The organism is Photorhabdus sp. RM71S, from assembly GCF_042879355.1.
GTDB classification, from domain to species: Bacteria; Pseudomonadota; Gammaproteobacteria; order Enterobacterales; family Enterobacteriaceae; genus Photorhabdus; species Photorhabdus kayaii.
In genome coordinates this window covers 57,579-80,084 of record NZ_JBHFKV010000002.1, presented here as the reverse complement: position 1 = coordinate 80,084, position 22,506 = coordinate 57,579, and the positions used below count along the sequence as shown (strand labels likewise).

15 protein-coding genes, 3 tRNA genes and 3 pseudogenes are annotated in these 22,506 nt (G+C 46.1%); 13 read left to right on the top strand and 8 right to left on the bottom strand.

All coding sequences use genetic code 11. The annotated features are described in order from the left end of the window. Nucleotides 1-533: 533 nt before the first annotated feature. The 10 genes and pseudogenes from ACGF5R_RS01455 (at nucleotide 534) to ACGF5R_RS01410 (ending at nucleotide 14,157) form a co-directional block, all read left to right on the top strand. A complete protein-coding gene (locus tag ACGF5R_RS01455; RefSeq protein ID WP_387689378.1) occupies nucleotides 534-2,684 on the top strand; it encodes a type I secretion system permease/ATPase in 2,151 nt (716 codons plus the stop codon). Between the two features lie 141 nt (nucleotides 2,685-2,825). After that, a complete protein-coding gene (locus ACGF5R_RS01450; protein ID WP_387689375.1) occupies nucleotides 2,826-4,241 on the top strand; it encodes an HlyD family type I secretion periplasmic adaptor subunit in 1,416 nt (471 codons plus the stop codon). 131 nt (nucleotides 4,242-4,372) lie between these two features. Beyond that, the gene (locus tag ACGF5R_RS01445) at nucleotides 4,373-4,894 is read left to right on the top strand and encodes a DUF5625 family protein (protein WP_112876484.1); all 522 of its coding nucleotides are present in this window, start codon (nucleotides 4,373-4,375) and stop codon (nucleotides 4,892-4,894) included. Between the two features lie 48 nt (nucleotides 4,895-4,942). Next, on the top strand, nucleotides 4,943-5,461 hold the full coding sequence (locus ACGF5R_RS01440; RefSeq protein WP_112876485.1) for a DUF5625 family protein: 519 nt from the start codon (nucleotides 4,943-4,945) through the stop codon (nucleotides 5,459-5,461). Between the two features lie 151 nt (nucleotides 5,462-5,612). Beyond that, nucleotides 5,613-5,927 carry a DUF5625 family protein gene (locus ACGF5R_RS01435; protein WP_387689372.1) on the top strand — a complete coding sequence of 105 codons (315 nt, stop codon included), beginning with the start codon at nucleotides 5,613-5,615 and terminating at the stop codon, nucleotides 5,925-5,927. After that, on the top strand, nucleotides 5,824-6,132 hold the full coding sequence (locus ACGF5R_RS01430; RefSeq protein WP_315903398.1) for a DUF5625 family protein: 309 nt from the start codon (nucleotides 5,824-5,826) through the stop codon (nucleotides 6,130-6,132). Before ACGF5R_RS01435 ends, ACGF5R_RS01430 begins: the two co-directional genes overlap by 104 nt. A gap of 58 nt (nucleotides 6,133-6,190) precedes the next feature. Beyond that, nucleotides 6,191-6,712, top strand: coding sequence for a DUF5625 family protein (locus ACGF5R_RS01425; RefSeq protein ID WP_387689369.1), 522 nt, complete (start codon nucleotides 6,191-6,193; stop codon nucleotides 6,710-6,712). A 58-nt stretch (nucleotides 6,713-6,770) separates the two neighbouring features. Continuing rightward, nucleotides 6,771-7,292: pseudogene (locus ACGF5R_RS01420) on the top strand (DUF5625 family protein). A 58-nt stretch (nucleotides 7,293-7,350) separates the two neighbouring features. Then, on the top strand, nucleotides 7,351-7,881 hold the full coding sequence (locus tag ACGF5R_RS01415) for a DUF5625 family protein (RefSeq protein ID WP_262981486.1): 531 nt from the start codon (nucleotides 7,351-7,353) through the stop codon (nucleotides 7,879-7,881). A 25-nt stretch (nucleotides 7,882-7,906) separates the two neighbouring features. Continuing rightward, nucleotides 7,907-14,157, top strand: a pseudogene (locus ACGF5R_RS01410) (S8 family serine peptidase). Between the two features lie 161 nt (nucleotides 14,158-14,318). Here the strand turns inward: ACGF5R_RS01410 and ACGF5R_RS01405 are convergent. Together ACGF5R_RS01405 and argA are read right to left on the bottom strand one after the other, a co-directional pair. Continuing rightward, a pseudogene (locus ACGF5R_RS01405) lies at nucleotides 14,319-14,468 on the bottom strand (IS200/IS605 family transposase); the annotation flags it as partial. 27 nt (nucleotides 14,469-14,495) lie between these two features. Then, on the bottom strand, nucleotides 14,496-15,830 hold the full coding sequence (gene argA / locus ACGF5R_RS01400) for an amino-acid N-acetyltransferase (RefSeq protein ID WP_262981348.1): 1,335 nt from the start codon (nucleotides 15,828-15,830) through the stop codon (nucleotides 14,496-14,498). Between the two features lie 243 nt (nucleotides 15,831-16,073). Between argA and amiC the strand changes: the two genes are divergently transcribed. Beyond that, nucleotides 16,074-17,318, top strand: coding sequence for an N-acetylmuramoyl-L-alanine amidase AmiC (gene amiC, locus ACGF5R_RS01395; RefSeq protein WP_112876492.1), 1,245 nt, complete (start codon nucleotides 16,074-16,076; stop codon nucleotides 17,316-17,318). A gap of 145 nt (nucleotides 17,319-17,463) precedes the next feature. On the opposite strand, the gene ACGF5R_RS01390 is transcribed toward amiC, so the two are convergent. From ACGF5R_RS01390 to ACGF5R_RS01375, 4 genes are all read right to left on the bottom strand, one after another. Further along, nucleotides 17,464-17,691 (bottom strand): hypothetical protein, encoded by a 228-nt coding sequence (locus ACGF5R_RS01390; protein WP_370446040.1) that lies wholly within the window; start codon nucleotides 17,689-17,691, stop codon nucleotides 17,464-17,466. Nucleotides 17,692-17,849: 158 nt separating this feature from the next. Continuing rightward, nucleotides 17,850-17,926: transfer RNA gene (locus ACGF5R_RS01385), tRNA-Met, on the bottom strand. Between the two features lie 29 nt (nucleotides 17,927-17,955). Beyond that, a tRNA-Met gene (locus tag ACGF5R_RS01380) sits at nucleotides 17,956-18,032 on the bottom strand. A gap of 90 nt (nucleotides 18,033-18,122) precedes the next feature. Then, nucleotides 18,123-18,199: transfer RNA gene (locus tag ACGF5R_RS01375), tRNA-Met, on the bottom strand. A gap of 223 nt (nucleotides 18,200-18,422) precedes the next feature. Between ACGF5R_RS01375 and mltA the strand changes: the two genes are divergently transcribed. After that, a complete protein-coding gene (mltA, locus tag ACGF5R_RS01370) occupies nucleotides 18,423-19,520 on the top strand; it encodes a murein transglycosylase A (RefSeq protein ID WP_387689365.1) in 1,098 nt (365 codons plus the stop codon). A gap of 48 nt (nucleotides 19,521-19,568) precedes the next feature. Beyond that, the gene (gene tcdA, locus ACGF5R_RS01365) at nucleotides 19,569-20,381 is read left to right on the top strand and encodes a tRNA cyclic N6-threonylcarbamoyladenosine(37) synthase TcdA (protein ID WP_112876494.1); all 813 of its coding nucleotides are present in this window, start codon (nucleotides 19,569-19,571) and stop codon (nucleotides 20,379-20,381) included. A 66-nt stretch (nucleotides 20,382-20,447) separates the two neighbouring features. Here tcdA and csdE read toward each other — a convergent pair whose 3' ends face one another. Continuing rightward, on the bottom strand, nucleotides 20,448-20,957 hold the full coding sequence (gene csdE / locus ACGF5R_RS01360) for a cysteine desulfurase sulfur acceptor subunit CsdE (RefSeq protein ID WP_112876519.1): 510 nt from the start codon (nucleotides 20,955-20,957) through the stop codon (nucleotides 20,448-20,450). Between the two features lie 19 nt (nucleotides 20,958-20,976). Continuing rightward, complete coding sequence (csdA, locus tag ACGF5R_RS01355; protein WP_387689362.1) at nucleotides 20,977-22,215, bottom strand: cysteine desulfurase CsdA; 1,239 nt, start codon at nucleotides 22,213-22,215, stop codon at nucleotides 20,977-20,979. Between the last annotated feature and the right edge of the window lie 291 nt (nucleotides 22,216-22,506).

Here is a 22,506-nt window from a genome sequence, read left to right as displayed (position 1 = left end):
ATGCCTTTTATTTTTGTAAAAAGTTCTCGATTGGGTGATTGCAAAACCCTCGCGCAGTGATCTATAGATTATATTGACCTATGCAAGACAAATGTATCTTAAACCTGCCTATATGCCAAATTTTGGCTAATTTCTAACTAAAATATCCTTTATTCGTTTTTTGAGTTGAGTGATTATTGCTCGTAATGTTCAGTCGGTAATACCGATTAGTTTCATTGTGATGGCGATAACTGATCGATATCTTAATTTCACCGATTCAAGAGTCGTTGCAATGACTGAATCAAATTGTTGATGTTTGTATTTTGTTATCAATGTAAACAAAAAAATTATAAATTTAATAAATTTTAATATTATTGTGTGGTTAATATCACAGTTTGTGAATATATTAAATGAAATTTATTATTATTTGATGATATAAACGCCTAATTATATGAATTGTGATTTGTTTACTAAACGGATTGCGGATATGTCTGGATAGCTTGCTAGGGGTGAGATGAATATCCAGATTTTTGATTTAAGGATTAAGTTGTCTGATGCAAGATAATGAAATAAGTACTGAGCCACCCCATTCTTCCCCGGAGCTGGACACCGGCCTGATTTGCTTGGCTATGTTGGCTAGGTTTCACAACATTGCTATATCGACTGAACAACTTTCACACGAATTTTCCACTTCCAACCAAGGTCTTACCCTGAAGGAGCTGCTGCTGGCTGCTCGTCATTCAGGGCTGAAAGCCAAGGCTGTACACACAACACTTGCCAGACTTGAACATACTCCCTTGCCCGCCATTGCCATTGACCGAGATGGGCAGTTTTTTATTTTGGCTAAACTGGACAAAGAACAGGCTCTGATTCAGGACCCACGTTCGGCGCGTCCCGAAGTTATCAGCTTCGAGCAGCTTGAGCAGCGTTGGACAGGGCAACTGGTGCTTGTGCGTTCCAGTAACAGTCTGTCCGGAGAGACTTCTCGCTTTGACTTCACTTGGTTTATCCCGGCTATCGTCAAATATCGCAAGTTGTTGGGGGAAGTTTTGCTAGGGTCTTTTGCCTTGCAGCTGTTTGCCTTGGTGACGCCGTTGTTCTTTCAGGTGGTTATGGACAAAGTACTGGTGCACCACGGCCTAACCACACTGGATGTTGTCGCGGCGGGATTGCTGGGCATCATGCTGTTCGAGTCGGCCTTGAGCGGTTTGCGTAGCTACGTGTTTGCTCATACGACCAGCCGTATTGATGTGCAGTTGGGATCGAGTCTTTTTCGGCACTTGATTAATCTGCCGCTGGCTTACTTCCAAGCCAGGAGAGTCGGTGATTCTGTGGCTCGTGTACGCGAACTGGAAAACATCCGCAGCTTCCTTACCGGCAACGCCATTACCCTGATGCTCGACGTGCTTTTTTCTCTGGTGTTCATCCTTGTGATGTTCTATTACAGCGGCTGGCTGACTCTCGTTGTGGTGTTATCATTGCCGCTCTATGCACTCGTCTCGGGGTTGGTTACACCTCTCTTGCGTAAGCGATTACAGGATAGCTTTACACGTAACGCCGAGAATCAGGCATTCCTTGTCGAAACGGTAAATGGCATCGATACCCTAAAGTCAATGGCGGTTGAACCGCAGGCCATCCGCAAGTGGGACAACCAACTGGCGGCTTATGTTGCCGCAGGTTTCAAAACACAGACCTTATCCACTATCGCCAATGAAAGCGTCTCGCTTATTGGCAAGTTAGTGACGGTCGCCACACTCTGGCTCGGCGCCCGCCTCGTGATAGACGGGCAGCTGTCAGTGGGGGAACTGATCGCATTCAATATGCTGGCTGGCCGTGTCAGCGGCCCTATCATGCGTCTGGCGCAACTGTGGACCAGCTTCCAGCAGACCGGGGTCTCAGTGCAGCGTCTGGGAGACATCCTTAATTCCCGTACTGAATTGTCTCAGGCTACACGTAGTACAGTACCGCCGCTCAAGGGGCAGGTAGCGTTCGAACAGGTACATTTTCGTTATCGGGCTGATGGTTCTGAGGTGCTGCGCGGAGTCAACTTGGTCATTGGCGCGGGAGAAATCATTGGTGTGGTGGGTCGCTCCGGTTCCGGTAAAAGCACCCTGACCCGCTTGTTGCAGCGGCTCTATGTTCCTGAGCGTGGACGGGTCATGGTCGATGGCATGGACTTGGCATTGGCTGATGTGTCCTCGCTGCGTCGGCAGATTGGTGTGGTGTTGCAGGACAATATGCTATTCAACCGCAGCATTCGTGAAAACATTGCCTTGAGCGATCCGGGGGCGCCGCTCGAAGTGGTCATGCATGCCGCCCGTATGGCTGGAGTCCATGAATTCATCCTTGAACTGCCCGAAGGTTACGACACCATTGTGGGTGAGCACGGAGCGTCACTTTCGGGTGGTCAACGGCAACGGGTAGCCATTGCCCGAGCCTTGATCGGCAATCCTCGCATTTTGATTTTTGACGAGGCGACCAGTGCGCTGGACTACGAGTCTGAACGGGTTGTCCAGCAGAACATGCAAAGCATTTGCAAGGGGCGTACGGTCATCATTATCGCTCATCGGTTGTCCGCTGTACGCGACGCGCATCGTATCCTCGTGATGGATCGCGGGCAGATCGTTGAACAGGGAGACCACGCCGAGTTACTGGCGCGTCAGGACGGCCACTATGCACGGCTGTATCGAATGCAGCAGGGCTGAAAGGCTTCCATTTCCCGAACGTACGATGAAAGCGGCTAATAACGTAATCAATGGTTAATAACACAAGCAATGGTTAATAACACAGTCAGAGGTAGATGTGACCAAGATAAACATACTCCGATTCAAGGAAAATAACTTCGAATGAGCGCCACCCTTCCCTTATTGCAGCGTTATCGTCACGCGTGGCGTCAGTCTTGGCGCCAACGTAAAAGCATGGACGTGTCGCCGCGACTTGCTCATGAATTACAGTTTTTACCGACGGCTTTGGAGTTGCAGGAAACACCTGTTCACCCAGCACCGAGGATTTTCACCTGGGGCATTATGGGTTTCGCTGTATTGGCGTTGCTCTGGGCCTACATCGGCAAAATCGAGGTAGTGGCTATCGCTCCGGGAAAGGTTGTTCCCAATGGCAAGACCAAGTTGATTCAATCTAGCGAAACGGCGGTGGTCAGAGCGATCCACGTCAATGATGGTCAGACGGTGAAAGTCGGCGAATTGTTGGTCGAACTCGACCCGACGGCGGCGAATGCCGACGTCAGCCGGATTCAGAGCGAGCTGCTGGCTGCTCGTATCGACAGTGCGCGGAGTGCCGCTATGCTTGATGCTATCAATCAGCAACAGTCGCCGGCGTCGCTGGTAGGGACGATTGCCAACGCCAACCCTGAGCAGGTGCTCAGTGCTCAGCGCTGGCTTCAAGGACAATACCAGGAATACCGCAGCAATCTAGAGTTGGTGGACGCAGAAATCCTCCAACGCAGTGCCGAAATCCAGTCTGCCCAGTCTCAGGTGGCTAGCCTGCAAAAAACGTTACCGATTGCTACGCGATTGGCCGAGGATTACCAACGGTTATTAACAAAACAGTATGTGTCGCGGCATGCATATCTGGAAAAAGAGCAGACGCGATTGGATCTGCAACGCCAGTTAAGCGTACAGCAGGCCAGTGTCTTGCAGCACACCGCCGCTCGGGACGAAGCGCGACGTCGGCGTGAGGCTGTTGTTGCGCAAAATCGCCGCGCCATGCTCGACCTGCAACAGGAAGCCAACAAAAAAGCAGCAACCTTGGTTCAGGAGCTGGCGAAGGCCCGTTACCATGAAACCCTGACCAGCCTCAAAGCCCCGGTGGCTGGCACAGTTCAACAACTTGCTATCCATACCGTCGGTGGAGTGGTGACACCGGCTCAGCCGCTGATGGTCATCGTCCCCGCAGACCAACCGGTAGAAGTAGAAGCCATGCTGGAAAACAAGGATGTGGGTTTCGTCCACGTTGGTCAACCGGTCACTGTCAAAGTGGAAACCTTCACTTTCACTAAGTACGGCACCGTTGACGGCGAAGTGCTCAACGTATCGAACGACGCTATCGAGGATGAAAAACGTGGGCTTATCTATAGCAGCCGTATTCGCTTGAAGTCTGATCACGTGCTGGTCAATGGTCAGCGAGTCGCGCTGTCTCCGGGCATGTCGATCACGGCAGAAATAAAAACCGATCAACGTCGAGTGATCGATTACTTCCTAAGCCCGTTGCAGCAGCATCTGGATGAAAGCCTGAGAGAACGATAAGAGAACGGCGGCTCGTGGGGGCAGCTCTGTGAACCCGGCTCGCTATACTCACCGTTTTCCGCGTTTGAGATAACTTATTGTTAATGGTCAAAGATGGTTTTTCACAGTTTTACTTTGTTTGGAGTGACGTGATGAAAATATTACGGGTACATGAAAGATTCAAAAATTGGCGAAATATTATTATTTTTATGAGCTGCACCTTATTAATGGCATGCTCTAAGTACATTGATATATACAGACCGATTGATGTATCGAAGTCTGGTCAATCAGTAAAAATTGATTTTGAAATCAGCAAGGAAGGTAATTATCAGTTTGTCCTGCTGTTTGAAACTGGGGAGGGTTATGATGAAATGGAAAGGAGGTTTAAGTTGTTTGGGAGAACTGATAAAGATGGAGTAATAATCCCTGTTTCACTCCATATCGTTAAAGATGGAGAGATTTTTTTTGACAAGAAAATAAATGCTAGGGGATACGATGGGGGACAAGCCTTCTATTACGAAGAGAAATATGTAAATACGGCGGTGCGAGAAATTAAAACATTTTTGTTACCCCCCGGGCGTTACTCTGCGGTTATTACCACCCTGGGGGATGTTCCCGCTTTTAGTGGAATCGAGAGTTTTGTTGGATTCACCTATTACGATCCGAAGATTTAAAATGGTATCAGTATAAACAAAGGAAATATCAAATTTTGGAGTGATGAAATGAAAGTATTACGTATATATGAAAGGTTCAAAAACTGGCGCAATATTATTATTTTTTTAAGTGGCGCTTGGTTATTGGCCAGCTATATATACATTGATATATACAAACCGATAGATATAACGAAGCTTGGCCAATCCGTCAAGATTGATTTTGAAATTATAAACGAAAGAGACTATCAGTTTGCCCTGCTGTTTGCTACTGGGGATGATCATGATGAAATGGAAAGGCGATTTAAGTTGTTCGGAGATCTTGGTAACGATGGGATTATTATTCCAGTTTCGCTTCGTTTGGTTAAAGACGGTCAGGTTCTTTTTGATGGAGAAATAAACACGCTGGGGACCGGCTGGGAGCACGCCATTCATTATAAAAAGAAAAAAATAAATACGGCGGGGCGTAATATTGAAATATTTAAATTACCTCCTGGAAGTTACTCTGCGGTAATTACCACCTTGGAAGATGCCCCTGCTTTTCATGGCATTGAGAGTTTTGTTCAGCTCACGTATTTTCCGAGTATTTAAAATAGTATCAGCGTATACTTTACAAATTTTAAGTTGAGGTTCGCAAGATGAAAGCAACTTATTATCTCCCCCATACTATGGAGAGGTAATAAATACATATTGAAGTACGACAAGCATAAGTAAATAAAATATCAAAATTTGGAATGACATAATGAAAGTTTTACAGGTTTATGAAATGTTCAAAAAATGGTACAAGATGATTATTTTTTTAAGTTGTGCTTGGTTGGCGGCCTGCTCTGAGCCCATTGATATATACAGGCCGATTGATGTGACGCAATCTGACCAATCAGTCAAGATTGATTTTGAAATCAGCAAGATTGGAGATTATCAGTTTGCCCTGTTGTTTGCTACTGGGCGTGGTCATGGTGAAATGGAAAGACGATTTAAGTTATTCGGGGATCTTAATCATGATGGGGCTGCTATTCCCGTTTCGCTTCGCTTGGTTAAAAACGGCGAGTTTTTTTGACGGGAAAATAAACGCCGTGGGAACCGGTTGGGGGAGTACCGTCTATGATAAAGCAAGAAGTATAAATACGGCAGTGCGCAATATTAAAATACTTGAGTTACCCCCGGGGAGTTACTCTGCGGTAATTACCACCTTGGAGGATGTGCCTGCTTTTCATGGGATTGAGAGTTTTGTCGAGTTCACTTATTACAATCCGAAGATTTAATAAGATTTAAAATGGTATCAGTATAAACAAAGAAAATATTAAAATTTGGAGTGATGAAATGAAAATATTACAGGTATATGAAAGATTTAAAAATTGGCTAAATATTATTATTTTTATGAGCTGTACATTATTAATGGCCTGCTCTAAGCACATTGATATATACAGACCGATTGACGTATCGAAGTCTGGTCAATCAGTTAAAATTGATTTTGAAATCAGCAAGGCTGGAAATTATCAGTTTGCCCTGCTGTTTGATAAAGGGGATGACTATGAAGAAATGAAAAGGCGGCTTGAATTGTTCGGGAATGTTGATAAGGATGGGGTAATAACCCCTGTTTCGCTTCGTCTGGTTAAAGATAGCAAGATTTTTTTTGACAAAAAAATAAATGCAGGAGGACGTGGTTGGGGACAGTCTTTCGATTACGAAGGGAGAAGAATAAATATGGCTGTGCGAAACATTAAAATACTGGAGTTACCCCCAGGACGTTACTCCGCGGTAATTACCACACTGGAGGATATCCCTGCCTTTAATGACATCGAGAGTTTTGTTGAATTCGCCTATTACGATCCGAAGATTTAATAAGGTTTAAAATGGTATCAGTATAAACAAAGAAAATATTAAAGTTTGGAGTGATGAAATGAAAATATTACAGGTATATGAAAGATTTAAAAATTGGCTAAATATTATTGTTTTTATGAGCTGTACATGATTAATGGCCTGCTCTAAGCACATTGATATATACAGACCGATTGACGTATCGAAGTCTGGTCAATCAGTCAAAATTGATTTTGAAATCAGCAAGGAAGGCAATTATCAGTTTGCCCTGCTGTTTGAAACTGGGGAGGGTTATGATGAAATGGAAAGGCGGTTTAAGTTGTTTGGGAGAGCTGATAAAGATGGAGTAATAATCCCTGTTTCACTCCATATCGTTAAAGATGGAGAGATTTTTTTTGACAAGAAAATAAATGCCGCGGGATCCGAAGGAGGGCGTGTCTTCAATTACGAAGAGAGAAGTATAAATACGGCTGTGAGAGAAATTAAAACATTTTCATTACCTCCCGGACTCTACTCTGCGGTAATTACCACCCTAGAGGATGTACCTATTTTTAATGGTATTGAGAGTTTTGTTGAATTCAACCATTACGATCCGAAGATTTAAGAAGGTTTAAAATGGTATCGGTATAAACAAAGAAAATATTAAAATTTGGAGTGACGAAATGAAAATATTACGTATACATGAAAGGTTCAAAAACTGGCGCAACATGATTATTTTCATGAGTTGCACCTTATTAATGGCATGCTCTAAGCACATTGAGACTATACGCAAACCGATTGATGTGTCGCATTCTGGTCAATCCGTCGAGATTAATTTTGAACTCAGCAAGAGCGAGGCTGGAGATTATCAGTTTGCCCTGCTGTTTGCTACTGGGAGTGGTTTTGATGAAATGGAAAAGCGATTTAAATTGTTCGGAAATCTTGAACGTGATGGGATTGCCATCCCCGTTTCGCTTCGTCTGGTTAAAGACGGCAAGGTTTTTTTTGACAAGAAAATAAACGCGGTGGGGTACGGTTGGATACGTGCTTTCCATTACGAAGAGAGAAGGATAAATACGGCGGCGCGCAATATTAAAATACTAGAGTTACCCCCGGGACGTTACTCTGCGATAATTACTACCTTGGAGGATGTGCCTGCTTTTAATGACATTGAGAGTTTTGTAGAGCTCACTTATTTCAATCCGAAGATTTAAAATGTAAATAAAGGAAATATCAACGATGGCAAAGAAATATACCGTAACATATAAAGTTGCTCCGATGGGGGCGAAATATATTTATCAGGTCGATAAGAACGAGCACAAAGCGGGAGACGTACATTCTTCATTCGGCGGTCATATGTGGTATGTTTTAAATGACGGCGACGGGAATAAAGAGAGTTTTGGTTTCGAGTCAAAGCATGACCAAATGTTTGGTGAAGGGAACATAACCGTTCATGATGATGCCGCTTACCAAAAGACCTCTTACGAAACCACCGTAGAGTTGACTGAATTTCAGTACAACAGGTTAAAAGTTTTTTCAAAAGACCCATCGTTAGTTGGATTTGATGCTGAGCGTTACAATGTGGCCGAAAACAGTTGCGTGGATTTCGTATTTGCATCATTAAAAGCCATTGGCTATAGCAAAAAAGGTTTCGAGGGAGAATTGTTCCCCAATCATAATCCTGTGCATTTGCGTGATATGTTACAAAATAATGGACGTAAAATTATTCGTGACAACCTGAGTCGTTATATTCGTTATAGTGATTTTTATTATCTGGACGATGAAAGTGGTCGAGCATGTTTATGGCTTAGGCCAGAGGATACGAAAATTACCCTACCGATGAAGCCATTTATTAACATTGATATCGTGCCTATGCCAAAACCTCTGCGGTATATTCAGGGTGAAAGCAAAGCTCAGCAGGATGTCGCCAACGGGTTTATACAAAATGCGGCGACACATAAAATATCTGCTCTTGGAGATATTCTCAATAAAACAGACTTCACTTCAACACAGATGGCCAGCCTTGCCACAGGTGGTATTCGTCCCGGTGAAATGCAGCTCGATCCCAATGTCCGACCTAACACCTATCTGTCAGAGTTCTACAAGCCTTTCTACCAACCCGGGGACACTAGCAAGCTGGACTTCGGCCTGCGCAACGCCGTGACGTTGAACGGTTTATCGGCGATGACGACGTTCAACACGTATGTTGACCCGCTGTTATTGGATCTGAGTGGCAATGGTGTGCACATGACTGATATCCGTGACGGCGTGTTGTTCGACATGGATAACAGTGGCACGCTTAAGCGCAGCGGCTGGGCCGATCGCAATACCGGAATACTGGTGATCGATGATGGTAGTGGTCAGATAAAAGATGTCAGCCAGATGTTCTCCGAGTACTACAGTGGTAAGGCCGGAATAAATGGAACCGCTGGCGAAAAAAAATTCAAAGATGGTTTCGGGGCTCTGGCTAGTGAAGATGTGAACAAGGACGGGGTAATTGATCAGAATGACCCGATCTGGAGCAAGCTGCGGGTTTGGGTCGACAGCACCCACGATGCAAAAGTCGATGCGGGCGAACTCAAAACACTGGCGGAATTGGGTATTACCCAGATAAACGTCCGGGCTTCGAATAAAACAGAAGTTCGTGATGGGAACAGGGTCGTTGCCAGCGGATCGTTTACTATTAATGGTAAAACTCAGGAAGTGCTGGCCGTCGATTTTCTTGGTGATACCGTTAGCAACACCCTGAGCACTCAGGGAGCTGGCACGAAAGTGACTTCCACCACCAAAGGCATCACTACCACAGCTTACGCCAGCCAGAGTGAAACAGATGAAACCCTAAATGCCGAGCAACTGGGGGTAAGCAATCTGTATGGTGGCAGCGGCAATGATACGTTGATTGCGGCAAAAACCGGCAGTTGGCTGGTCGGGGGCGCAGGGAGCAACACCTATGTTGGCGGTACCGGTGATGATGTTTTTGTTATCAGTGCTTCTGACGATACGAAAAACATTCACGGCAATGGAGGGCACGATACGGCGATTATTGTCGGTAACCAAGGCGTGGAGCTGAACATGGGGCAAGCCAGTTTAACCATTGCTGAAGGTGGGAGCGGTAACGATACGATCATAAGCGGTAGTGTCAACGGTGTCTTTATCAAGGGGGGTTCCGGCAATTCAACTCTGATAGGTGGCATGGGTAACGATGTCCTGGTCGGCGGCAGCGGACATAACACCATCATTGGCGGCAGTGGCAAGTCGGTTATCTATGCCGGTCCTCAGGGCGACACAATCTATGCTTCCGAAGGCGGCAGCATTATTCACGCTGGCGGCGGCGCCGATAAGATTTTCGGCGGTTTGGGTGACGACGTAATCGAAGTGGGTCACGGCAATGCAACGATTGATGGGGATGGTGGGATCAACATCGTCAGCCTGCACGGCAACCACGGCGACTATCGAATCAACCGTACCGACAGCGGATATATCGTGGCCGACAAGGTCGCTGGACGTGACGGCACGGTAACGCTGAAAAATATCCAAAAACTCAATTTCGCGGATATTTCAGCTGTTGATTTACAAATACCTGATGCTATGCCTGTCGAGGATGTCCTCACCCACGACAAGGACGGCAAGGTTTTTGATCGTACTCAGCCACATCTGATTTCCGCAGAAAGTCTGTTGTCTAACGATCAACACCTTAACAGCCAGGGAGCCTTGCGCATTGCCAATGTTGGGGATGCGATAGGCGGTACGGTCAGCCTCACAAACCAAGGCGATGTCTTGTTTACGCCGGACCCGAATTACACTGGCTTGATCAGCTTCAAATACGGTGTTACCGATGCTGCTGGTAATCCTTCGGCATCGGTAGTAGACCTGAACAGCGGGGAGACTGCGCCGATGCGTGCTCCTGTCACGTTACTGACCCCGGAAGTTCCTCTCGATCCATTGGCTGCTCAGCAGTGGTATCTGAGCGATGCCAATATTCTGCCGGTCTGGAAGGACTACACCGGCAAGGGAGTACGCATTGGTCAGTTCGAGCCGGGAGGTAAGTTTGCCACCGCGCCTGAAATATTTGATATCAATCACCCCGACCTTGCGGCGAATGTCGACAAAGCTTGGTTGCAGACTCAACAAACCAATGGCGCCTTGCCGGACGTGGTCTCCAACCACGCGACAATGGTGGCGGGTGTGATGGTCGCGGCGAAAAATAATGCAGGTGGCGTCGGGGTTGCCCATGATGCTACGTTGGGCGGCTATTATCTGGCCAATGACGGTGCCGATCTTGCGGGACTGGGGCATATGGTCAGTTTTGACGTTGCCAACAATAGCTGGGGATTTACCAACGATTTCGCACTCAGCAGCTTTCAGGACGGCTCTATAAAAATACCGCCGCGTCGCTGAGTATGAATGCGCAGTACGCGGCGGCTAATGGTCGTGGCGGATTGGGTACCGTTATCGTAGCGGCGGGCGGCAACAATCGTGCAGAAGGCGGCAATGCACAAGGGTCACTGACCAATAACAACCGCTTTTCGGTGGAAGTCGGTGCAATTAACGCACAGGGCGATTTATCGACTTTGCAGATTGGTTCCTCACCATTCTCCAATCCGGGAGCTAGCCTGTTAGTTTCGGCACCGGGCAGCAATGTCGTGTCTACCAGCCATATGCTGAAAACCGAACGTGGCTCAACTTTCGGCAATGACTACACCAGCATGCAAGGCACCAGCTTTGCCGCTCCGATAATTTCCGGTGTTGTTGCGCTGATGCTTGAGGCCAACCCGAACTTAGGTTATCGGGATGTGCAGCAGATCCTTGCTCTATCTGCTCGCAAGATCAATGACCCATCTACCAAATGGAACGATAATAACAGCCATAGCTGGAATGGCGGCGGTATGCATACCAGCAACGATTACGGTTTTGGTCAAGTCGATGCGCGAGCCGCTGTTCGTTTGGCCGAGTCTTGGATGACTCAAAGCACCGCTGCTAACGAGTACGTCTATAGCGCATCCAGCGGCCCTCTGGGGAAAACCTTGGCCGCGGGTGAGACGCTAACGTCGTCCATCGCCATGAATGCCGGTCTGAATGTTGAGCATGTCGAGATCGATTTTGACGCCCAAGTAGGCCGTCTTGGCGATCTGACGCTCAAACTGATCTCTCCCGATGGCACTCAAAGCATATTGCTCAATCGTCAGGGTAAGGTTCCAGACGGCATGCCGGGCGCGAGTGCGACCGATCTGGGTAGTAGCCAGTCGGGGACGTTCAAGTACAGCTTTATGTCGACCCATGATTTTGGCGAACGCTCGGCTGGCAACTGGACCCTACAGGTGACCGATGCGAATTCCGGCCTGCCGGTCACATTAAATGCCTGGTCGTTACGTTTGTACGGCAGCAAGAGCACCCCGGATGACACTTACTTTTACACTGATGAATATATCCAGTCGGTGGTCAAGCAGGCCAACCGCGCGGTGCTGGATGATGCGGTCAATGGCGTGGCGGGAGGGCGTAATACCCTCAATGCGGCGGCTGTTTCACGGGATACCTCAGTTAACTTGCTGACCGGTGTTGCCAGTATTGGCGGCGCAGCGTTGACGATAAAGAATCCGTCGGGCATTCAGAACATTATCACCGGAGATGGCAACGATACGCTGGTCGCTGGTAATGCCGATGCATTGCTTGATGGCGGGCGTGGAAACAACACACTGGCAGGAGGCGCGGGTAAGGACTTCTTTGTGGTCCACCGTCGTGAGGCGGGCAGCGATATTATCAGCAACTTCGAGGCTGCTCGTGGCGAAATTATCGATCTGGTAGGATTTGGTGGCAAAAAATTTGCCGATCTGTTGCTGACGCAGCAGGGGGCGGATGTTAAGGTCGATCTGGGTAAGGGGCAGAGTATTGTTCTGAAAAATCAGACACTCGCCGGGATCGGTGCGACGAACTTCGAGTTCCAAGACACCTTTATCGCCCCGGTGGCTTACACGAGTAGCGACGCTTCAACACTCCAGCCACAAGAAGGCTTGGGAACCGTGATCCTTAAGGGCGGCGGCAGGGGCGTCATGCTCACTAGCGATGCTCAGGGGCAGATGAAATTTAGCTTGAATGGAACGATCTATAGTCATGACAGTGCGGCGTCAGATGTTTTTGTGGTGGCAGCCCAACCGGGCGCCAAGGACTACAAGAATGCATTACGTGGATTCCGTCATGGCATTGATAAAATTGATTTGCGTCAAACCGGAATCACTGATTTCAGCCAACTAACCATCACTAAGAGTAATCGTGGCACGATCAACGGCCTGTCACAAATTCATGGCGTTGAAGTTATCTTTAATGGGGCCAGCGGTACTGATTCAAACGTGAAGCTGCTGTATCTCGATACCCTGGATATTTCGCAGGTCGATGCGGCCGACTTCCTCTTTGCGGAGCCTTCGCCGGATTTGGTGCCAATGGTCGGGCCAGTGGTGACGCAATCTCCCGATAAACCGACGGTTACTGTTCCGGACGCATTAACACAGATCACTATTCCTAAGTGGGAACCGGTGACTATTCCTCCTATTGAGTGGGAACCGATTAAGTTTGAACCGTTCACTTTTCCTAAAGTTGAACCGATTGATATGTCTAAGTTTGAACTGACTGTTACCCCTGAGCGGGAAGCGATCAGTATCCCTCCTTTTGAACTACACCTAATGCCCAGCGTTCCGAAAATTGAGCCAGCGGTGGAACCTACACCAGTGACTACTGATCCTAATTCCATTACGGTCGAAATTCCCTTTGCCAAGGTTACTTTGGGGGACGAGAGCAAGACTATCAATGTGGAAGCTATGGGTGGCAATGTGGTTGCCGGCAACGGTGACAATAAGGTGAATGTGATGGGCCGTTCTGCCGATATCACGTTAGGTAATGGTAACAACGTTATTGTCGGTAATGTCGACAGACTAACAGTCGGACATGGCAACAACACCATTAAAGCGTCGGGAACCTTCACGAAAGTAAAAGTAGGGGATGGTCATAACCATATTGTGACCAGCGGTGAGATGTCGACGGTAGAAGTAGGGAATGGTGATAACCATATCGTGACCAGCGGTATTATGTCGAAAGTGAAAGTCGGGGATGGTAATAACAATATTGTGACCAGTGGCACTATGTCGACGGTGGAAGTCGGGCATGGGGACAATGATTTGGAATTTAGCGGTAATATGGGGCGGTTGGTGTTCGGAAAGGATATCAGCCCTGAGCGTCTGTGGTTCCAGCATGAAGGGCAGGATCTGCAAATTTCAGTCATTGGCAGCAAGCAGGAGGTAACGCTGCATAATTGGTATTCCAGTCACCCCGAACGACCAAGTAACATCATGGCCGGTGATGGTCATCGGTTGATGGACAGTGATGTCGAACACCTTGTCCAGGCTATGGCTGCATTCGCGCCGCCAGCGCCTGCGACCGCAATGCTCGGCGATGTCGAGCAACAGCGGCTGCAACCTGTGCTGGCAGCTAACTGGCACTAACTCGGTAACAAGGCCCGCGATGGTTATCGCGGGTCTTCCATAAATAGGTGAATTGCGTCGTTTAACAAAACCTGCGGAATTCTCCCTCCTGAATGCTCATTGTGAGTAAAACGCGCTTTTAGCATTAGGGGGAGATGGAGAATAAATAGCTCGAAGAGCTGTTATTTCGTTGGGTTTTCTTGCTTCTGGATATCTATTTTTAGTCTCTTAATCGGAGCGCCGTCTGCGGTAATCATACAATATGCACGAGTCCAAAGTCCCAGTTTCCAGTAAAAGCGGCTGATATATTCAGCATACTCTTTTCGTAAAAGTCGGCTTTTTCGGCATGAATGCGTTTATTACTGTGGTTCCAAACTTAACATAAGGATTTTAGAACGGCGTTGATAGTTGTATAACACTTGTTTCTGAATCGGTAGCATTGAGAGTTCTGCGGGCTCAAAACCCCGTTCCTGGAACCAATGAATGCTGCGGGTAGTCAGAACAAACAGTTTTTCCAGTCCGAACTGTTTGGCGTGCTCCGCAATGCGATTCAGTAATACTTCCCCTCTTAAAGAGCTGCGGTATTTAGGATGAACGGCTAAACAAGCCATTTCGCCAATTTTCTCATCAGGATAAGGATAGAGCGCAGCACAGGCGATAGTCAGGTTATCGCGTTCGATAATGATGAATTTATCAATTTCTCTTTCAAGTTGTTCTCTTGAACGGCGAACCAAAATGCCTTGTTGTTCCAGTGGGCGAATAAGTTCGAGAATACCACCAATATCATTGATATTAGCCCGGCGTATTTGTTCTGCACTTTCCATCACTATTTGAGTGCCAATGCCATCTCGGGAGAATAATTCTTGAAGTAGAGAACCATCTGCCTGATAACTTAATAAATGGCTGCGGCGAACACCACGACGGCAAGCTTTTACTGCACTCCGTAAAAAACGGACTGTGCCTGAATAGTAATCACCTTTAACTTCTAGTTTTTTAATTAACTCCGGTGCTTGATTAAGAAAAACTTCCGATAGAATTTTTCCGTCTTCATCTTGTACACCTTGAGTAGAGCAGAAACCAATCAGTTTTTCAGCCTGTAGTGTGATAGCTAACTGCGTAGCAACATCTTCAAATGCCAGATTAAAACTCTCTCCGGTAACAGAAACTGCAACAGGACCAATTAGCACGATTGCTCCACTGTCTAATTGGCGATTTATGGCATGTTCATCGATACGGCGAATTTTTCCACTGTGGCAATAATCCACACCATCATCAACGCCAAGCGGTTGAGCAATAATGAAGTTACCGCTGACAACATTAATATTGGCTCCTTGTAACGGGGTATTATTTAGGTTCATAGAAAGACGTGCGGTAATATCCAGTTGCAGCAAACCAGCAGATTGTTTGACTAATTCTAATGTTTTATTATCGGTTACACGGGTATGTTTGTGGTAAATCGGTTTGTAATGATGGTCTGCAAGATTTTGTTCAATTTGAGGTCTGGCGCCATAAACGACGACCAGGCGGATACCCAAACTATGCAATAATCCTATATCGTTGATAATATTGGTAAAATTTTCATGGGCAATAGCCTCTCCACCAAGCATAATAACAAAGGTTTTACCACGATGTGCATTGATGTACGGAACAGAATGACGAAATCCTTCAACTAATTCGGTGCTGCGTTCTTTCATAACAGACTCTCGATTGAATTTTTATTCGTAATTTATGCTTTTTTATTCCTTTTGAGAGAAAATGGCAAGAGGCAATTCAGATAAAAACATTTTCATATACCTGTAGACGTTAATAATTTGCAAAATATAAAATGCTGTTTATTGATGACAGCATAATGCCGATTGGTTAAAGTTTTTCATTTGATCGTTTCTTTGGTGAATATCACCTGAGTGTTTGTATTTTATGAATGGAATATTAAGTAGATGAGTCATTCAGATCATAATCTGTCACGACGTCGTTTGTTGCAGGGAGCCGCAGCGATGTGGTTACTTAGTGTTAGCCAGGTGGGTTACGCAGCGTCAGCAAAAGTTATAGCGGTACGTATTTGGCCAGCATCCAGTTATACCCGTGTGACTCTTGAATCCAATATTCCACTCAAATATCGCCAGTTTGTGTTAAAAAATCCAAATAGAATTGTGGTTGATCTTGAAGGTGTACAACTGAATCATACTCTAAGCGGGATGGGGGAGCAGATTCAATCCCGTGATCCTTATCTTAAACTGGTGAGGGTAGGGCAGTTTAATCCTAAAACTGTTCGCTTGGTGTTCGAAGTTAAGCAATCGGTCAACCCACATATGTTTACTTTGAAACCAGTGGCGAAATTTAAACATCGTTTGGTATTGGATATTTATCCGGCAGCGAGGGTTAATACGGATGATGATCCATTACTTGCTCTACTTGAAGAGTACAATAAAGGTCATTTAGCAGAAGATTTGCCAGTGGAAAGGCCAAAGTCAGGTAAAGCAGGTAAAGACAGGCCGATCATTATCATGCTTGATCCTGGACATGGCGGGGAAGATCCTGGCGCTATTGGCAAATATAAAACTCGTGAAAAAGACGTTGTTTTGCAAATTGCCCGTCGATTAAAAGCGCTTATTCAGCGTGAACCGGGTATGAAAGTTTATATGACCCGTAATGAAGATGTGTTTATCCCGCTAAAAGTCCGGGTGGCAAAAGCGCGTAAAATGCGAGCTGATCTCTTTGTTTCTATTCATGCTGATGCCGTTACTAACCGAGTTGCCCGTGGTTCTTCGGTTTTTGCACTCTCGACTAAAGGTGCAACCAGTAATACCGCACGTTTTCTAGCCCAGACGCAAAACGAAGCTGACCAAATTGGCGGAGTGAGTAAAAGCGGTGATAAGTATCTGGATCATACGATGTTTGATTTGTTACAAACTGCGACAATCAATGACAGCCTTAAATTTGGTAGCGAAGTGCTTAAGCGTATGGGCAAAGTGAATAAATTGCATAAAAATCGGGTGGATCAAGCTGGATTTGCGGTACTGAAAGCACCAGACATCCCTTCGATTCTGGTAGAGACTGCGTTTATTAGCAATTTGGAAGAGGAGCGGAAACTGAAAACCGCACGTTTCCAGCAGCAAGTCGCAGAGTCAATTTTTGCGGGTATCAAAGCTTATTTCAAGAATGGTGGTAATTTGGCGATTTGAACCCGCTGCTATGGGTAATTTTTGCTGTTAAAAAGGGAAGGGGCTATTTTCCTTTAGCCTATACTCCCTCCCCCTATTTTAGTGGGTAGTGATGAGTTGAACTGCCAGGCGCAAGCCCATGACACGCAGAATCGCACTTAGACTCCTAACTTCCGGGTTGCCCTTGGCCGACAAGGTGCGATAGAGCAATCAGTAATTCGGCTTGTTCGCTATCTTCAAGGATGCTGTTTAGTAACTCGATCACGTAAGCTGGGTCTTTGCGGAACACCTCGGTCATTGCTTCGTCGTATGATCTATCCTTCATTACTTGTTCTCGCCATTCTTCAAAGACGTCACGTCCGGTATTGTCGATATAGTATCGTATCTCGTTCATGGTTTTGTTGTCGTTTGTAAACGATAATCTGTCAAGCCAGAAATGACCACAGGTGGATGTTTGTCATTAAACTGAACGCAGATACGATGGCGAAAAAATTATCGAAAAGTCATTCACAAGTTGCTTTTGGAGTTTGTATGCTGAAATGCATAGAGAATTGGTTGCGGGGGCCGGATTTGAACCGACGACCTTCGGGTTATGAGCCCGACGAGCTACCAAGCTGCTCCACCCCGCGTCCGTATAGATATTTTGAGTAGCGAAAATTGGTTGCGGGAGCCGGATTTGAACCGACGACCTTCGGGTTATGAGCCCGACGAGCTACCAAGCTGCTCCATCCCGCGTCCGTATTAGAACCTACTTTGTACTTTCCTGCATCACTAACGCCTGCTGGAATCGGTTCCATTCGCAAATATTGAACTACTTTATAGTGTTGGTTGCGGGAGCCGGATTTGAACCGACGACCTTCGGGTTATGAGCCCGACGAGCTACCAGGCTGCTCCATCCCGCGTCCGATGCGGGCACTATACTCAGGATAAGATCTGTTGCAAGTTTTTTTATTAATTATTGTTTGTTTCGTTACGTTTTTGATTAGTTACTCTGCGTATTGATGTTTTTCTATTCGTTTGTGTCGTTGTTTTGTTAAGTTATTTTTTTTATGGTAAGTTGCATCGTTTCTATTGGTTTAGCATTTTGTTCGCCACAGAGTTATGTTGGTAAGAGAGAAAACAACAATGAAATACTGGGGTAAGTATCTGCTGTGTGGAGCCGTGATTTCACTGTTGGTTGGATGTCATTCTCGCCCAACGGCACAGGGCCAACAATATAGAGATGGTCATATCGAGCAGGATTTACGGCTGGTTAATCAACCTAATGCGCAGGGTAAGCCAGTTAATGCAAAGGATTTTTCAGAGCAGGTTGCGCTAATTAGTCAGTCTGCTCCTCGTCTGTATAATTGTAATAGCTTAACTTTTGACGCTGTTCAAAACTGGATGTTAGCGGGTGGTGAAACCAGTAAGTTGAATCTGTTTAATTTACGCGCTTACCAGATGGAAGGTGTGGATAATTACGGTAACGTCCAATTTACCGGCTACTATACGCCAGTGTTACAAGCTCGTCGTGTTAAACAGGGGGAATTTAAGTATCCTCTGTACCGGATGCCGCCTAAGAGTAAATACCGTTTACCAAGCCGAACTGAAATAGACAACGGCGCTCTTAGCCCCAGTCTGATTATTGGTTATAGTCGTTCACTGATTGATAATTATATTATGGAGGTGCAGGGCAGTGGGTATGTTGATTTTGGTGATGGTAGGCCACTGACTTTTTTGGGTTATGCCGGTAAAAATGGGCATATTTACCGGAGCATTGGCAAGTTGCTGATTGAGCGCGGAGAAATTGCGCAGGAAGATATCTCTATACTGGCGATTCGTAAATGGACAGAATCTCACAGTGAGGCAGAAGTCCGTGAGCTGTTGGAGCAGAACCCATCATTTGTTTTCTTTAAACCTGAAAACTATGCGCCGGTACGAGGTGCGAGTAGTGTTCCTTTAATTGCAAAAGCTTCTGTGGCCGCTGATAAAATGCTTATTCCACCAGGAACAACCCTGTTAGCAGAGATACCTCTGTTGGATAGAGAGGGTAAATTTACCGGTCAGTACCAGATGCGGCTGATGGTTGCATTGGATGTTGGTGGGGCGATAAAGGGACATCATTTCGATATCTATCATGGTATTGGTGGGGCGGCGGGTATAGCGGCAGGTTTCTATAACCACTACGGTCGGGTTTGGGTGTTAAAAAAAGCGCCGCCTACCATGTTGACGGTAAATCAGTGATTGCTTTTCATAAATTTTATAACAGGTTTTCAGGATTGATATTCAGTAATGCAAACTTCTCTTTCTGATGCATATATGCAGCGCTTTGCGGGGACTGCCCGTTTATATGGTCAAAAAGCGCTTTCTTTGTTTTGCCATTCTCATGTTTGTGTTGTGGGTATCGGTGGTGTTGGCTCCTGGGCGGCTGAGGCTTTGGCTCGTACAGGAATCGGTGCGATCACCTTGATTGATATGGATGATGTTTGTATCACCAATACCAATCGCCAATTACATGCTTTAAAACAGCATATTGGGCAACCAAAGACTGAGGTGATTGCCGAGCGTATTCTGGCAATTAATCCAGAGTGCAAAGTGACTTGTGTTGATGATTTTCTCACACCCGATAATGTTGAAGAGATGATGGCGGTTGGATTTAGTTATGTGATTGATGCTATCGATAGTGTCAGGCCGAAAGCGGCGCTGTTGGCTTATTGCCGCCGCCATAAAATTCCGCTGGTGACAACCGGTGGAGCAGGAGGGCAACTTGATCCTACACAGATTCAGGTTGTTGATTTGGCAAAAACGGTTCAGGACCCTTTAGCGGCTAAACTGCGAGAAAGGCTGAAATCTGATTATTGTGTTGTGAAGAATGGCAAAGGTAAATTGGGCATCGATTGTGTGTTTTCAACCGAGCAGTTAGTTTATCCGCAGAGTGATGGTTCTGCTTGTGCCGCGAAAAGTACCGCAGAGGGAACTAAGCGTATGGATTGCGCTTCTGGTTTTGGTGCCGCAACGATGGTCACGGCGACATTTGGATTTGTGGCGGTTTCCCATGCCTTGAAAAAAATGGTGGCTAAAGCGCAACGTCAGGGTGATCTTTGATATACCCGTTATCTTTCAAGTTACCTCTTTGTTGGCTGCACTCGCTCACCCCGGTCACATAGTTATCTATGCTCCGGGGGATTCACTCCCTTGCCGTCGCGATGCATCTTGAAATCCATAGGGTATATAAGATGTTGCGGCGTTCTGCACAGTATTGATTAGCGATTTGACTCCGTTCAACCGTGAGCCACTTATCTGTTGTTCCAGCCCTAGTTGGTGGAACAGTGCCAATAGGTTAGTTGCTAAAACTTGTTCCGGTGTTTTGCCTTCTACGGCAGTTAAGATTACCGCCAGCAGGCCTTTTACAATGCGGCCTTCGCTGTCACCATAAAAATGTAAATAGCCATCTGGCAGTAATTGATGCCCTAACCAAACCCGGTTTTCACAGCCGGACATTTCAGTGTCTTGCTGTTTCAAGTTCTCTGGTAATGCGGGCAGTTTCTTTGCCAGTAAGATTAACTGGCGATAACGATCTTCCCATTGGCGGCATTGGTCAAAGGTTGCAATGAGCTGTTGTTGGCTGATTTCCTGGCCAAATGGGTGTGGTGCAATCCGGTTTTCAGCGGTTTGAGTCATAATGTCATTCATCTTGTATTCATTCATCCCGTAAGAAAGAAAGGCCAAATTTTACTGCCTGAATTAAAGCATCGGCATCCTGTTGGTTGTTGTAAGGCATAAAGGAGGCGCGCAAACAGCCGCTGATGCCTAACGCTTCGATCAAGGGTTGAGCGCAATGCTGACCGGAACGTAAAGCAATATTTTGTTCTGCCAGAATGGCTGCCAAATCACTGTGATGAATGTCGGTAAAATTAAAAGCCAATAAGCTGGAACCGGCAATGCGATAGCTGATAAATCCGGGTAAAGCGGAGAGTTGTGCTTCGGTATAATCAGCAAGTGCGACTGCATGGGTTTCGGCTTTGGCAATATCAATATCTTTCAACCATTCCAGTGTGGCAGAAAAACCAATAATACCTGCAACATTTGGTGTGCCCGCTTCAAACCGGAAAGGTACTGCTTCGGGTATAAAACCGCTGAATGAAGTGTGAGAGAGCATTTTCCCGCCACCTTGCCAAGGAGACATAGCATTAAGAAGCTCACTTTTGCCGTAAAGTATACCAACGCCGTTCGAACTATAGAGTTTATGAGCAGAGAATGCGTAGAAATCGATATCTGATTGTTGAACATCAATGGGATTATGAACAATGCCTTGGGCACCATCCACAACAACCAGGCAACCATGTTGGTGTGCTATTGCAGTTATTGCAGCGAGATCAACTGCTCCGCCAGTCACATTGGACATCTGGCTGATGGCTATCAATCGGGTGTGTTTGTTTAGCAGTTCAGGCAAAATGTTGATATCAGGCAATTTACCATTGCCTAAAGGCCATTTAATAACCTTGGCGCCGATTTGCTCTGCCAACATTAACCACGGTATCAGATTGGAATGGTGTTCCTGCTCACTAACGATAATTTCATCATCGGGCTGGAGATGAGGGCGGAAATAACTTTGAACAACTAGATTGAGGGATTCTGTTGTTCCTTTTGTCCAGATAATATTTTCAGCTTTAGGGGCGTTGATGAATTCAGCAACTCGTTGCCGGGCCTGTTCATAGCGGGATGTAATTTCCAGTGCTGCTTTGTGTTGGCTACGATGTACAGTAGCGCCACTGTTTTGATAATAGTCTTGAGTTGCCTTTATCATGGCTTGTGGTTTGAGTGCAGTGGCTGCACTATCCAGAAATACCGTCTGTTGTTGTGATGAAAATTGTTGTGATGGAAATTGTTGTAGCGCTGGAAATTGCTGGCGGAACTGTTCTGGTTCGAACTTTTTCATAGATGTATTAATTTTGTTTTGGTGGTGATGGTGCTTAACCATTTATTTCTGGCTGAAAATGGATAGGTTATTACATGGAATAATATTGCCATGTTCCACGCCTTATGCCAAAAAAAAGCACCGCAACTGCGGTGCATTAAAAAATCACTATGGACAGACAGGGTAAATGTACAGGAAGTGAAAAAACAGTAGCTTGAGCTACAGGGTCCGGTTTCCCAGACAACTTGCAAACACAACATCACAACCACAAAGCCAAAAGTTTCATAGCGTTAAGCTGATTCACTTTTCGTT

What these genes read in the sequence shown, in the direction of transcription:
- ACGF5R_RS01455 (WP_387689378.1), top strand. Translation starts at nt 534, where the DNA reads ATGCAAGATAATGAAATAAGTACTGAGCCACCCCATTCTTCCCCGGAG.
- ACGF5R_RS01450 (WP_387689375.1), top strand. Translation starts at nt 2,826, where the DNA reads ATGAGCGCCACCCTTCCCTTATTGCAGCGTTATCGTCACGCGTGGCGT.
- ACGF5R_RS01445 (WP_112876484.1), top strand. Translation starts at nt 4,373, where the DNA reads ATGAAAATATTACGGGTACATGAAAGATTCAAAAATTGGCGAAATATT.
- ACGF5R_RS01440 (WP_112876485.1), top strand. Translation starts at nt 4,943, where the DNA reads ATGAAAGTATTACGTATATATGAAAGGTTCAAAAACTGGCGCAATATT.
- ACGF5R_RS01435 (WP_387689372.1), top strand. Translation starts at nt 5,613, where the DNA reads ATGAAAGTTTTACAGGTTTATGAAATGTTCAAAAAATGGTACAAGATG.
- ACGF5R_RS01430 (WP_315903398.1), top strand. Translation starts at nt 5,824, where the DNA reads ATGGTGAAATGGAAAGACGATTTAAGTTATTCGGGGATCTTAATCATG.
- ACGF5R_RS01425 (WP_387689369.1), top strand. Translation starts at nt 6,191, where the DNA reads ATGAAAATATTACAGGTATATGAAAGATTTAAAAATTGGCTAAATATT.
- ACGF5R_RS01415 (WP_262981486.1), top strand. Translation starts at nt 7,351, where the DNA reads ATGAAAATATTACGTATACATGAAAGGTTCAAAAACTGGCGCAACATG.
- argA (WP_262981348.1), bottom strand. Translation starts at nt 15,830, where the DNA reads ATGAAAGAACGCAGCACCGAATTAGTTGAAGGATTTCGTCATTCTGTT.
- amiC (WP_112876492.1), top strand. Translation starts at nt 16,074, where the DNA reads ATGAGTCATTCAGATCATAATCTGTCACGACGTCGTTTGTTGCAGGGA.
- ACGF5R_RS01390 (WP_370446040.1), bottom strand. Translation starts at nt 17,691, where the DNA reads ATGAACGAGATACGATACTATATCGACAATACCGGACGTGACGTCTTT.
- mltA (WP_387689365.1), top strand. Translation starts at nt 18,423, where the DNA reads ATGAAATACTGGGGTAAGTATCTGCTGTGTGGAGCCGTGATTTCACTG.
- tcdA (WP_112876494.1), top strand. Translation starts at nt 19,569, where the DNA reads ATGCAAACTTCTCTTTCTGATGCATATATGCAGCGCTTTGCGGGGACT.
- csdE (WP_112876519.1), bottom strand. Translation starts at nt 20,957, where the DNA reads ATGACTCAAACCGCTGAAAACCGGATTGCACCACACCCATTTGGCCAG.
- csdA (WP_387689362.1), bottom strand. Translation starts at nt 22,215, where the DNA reads ATGAAAAAGTTCGAACCAGAACAGTTCCGCCAGCAATTTCCAGCGCTA.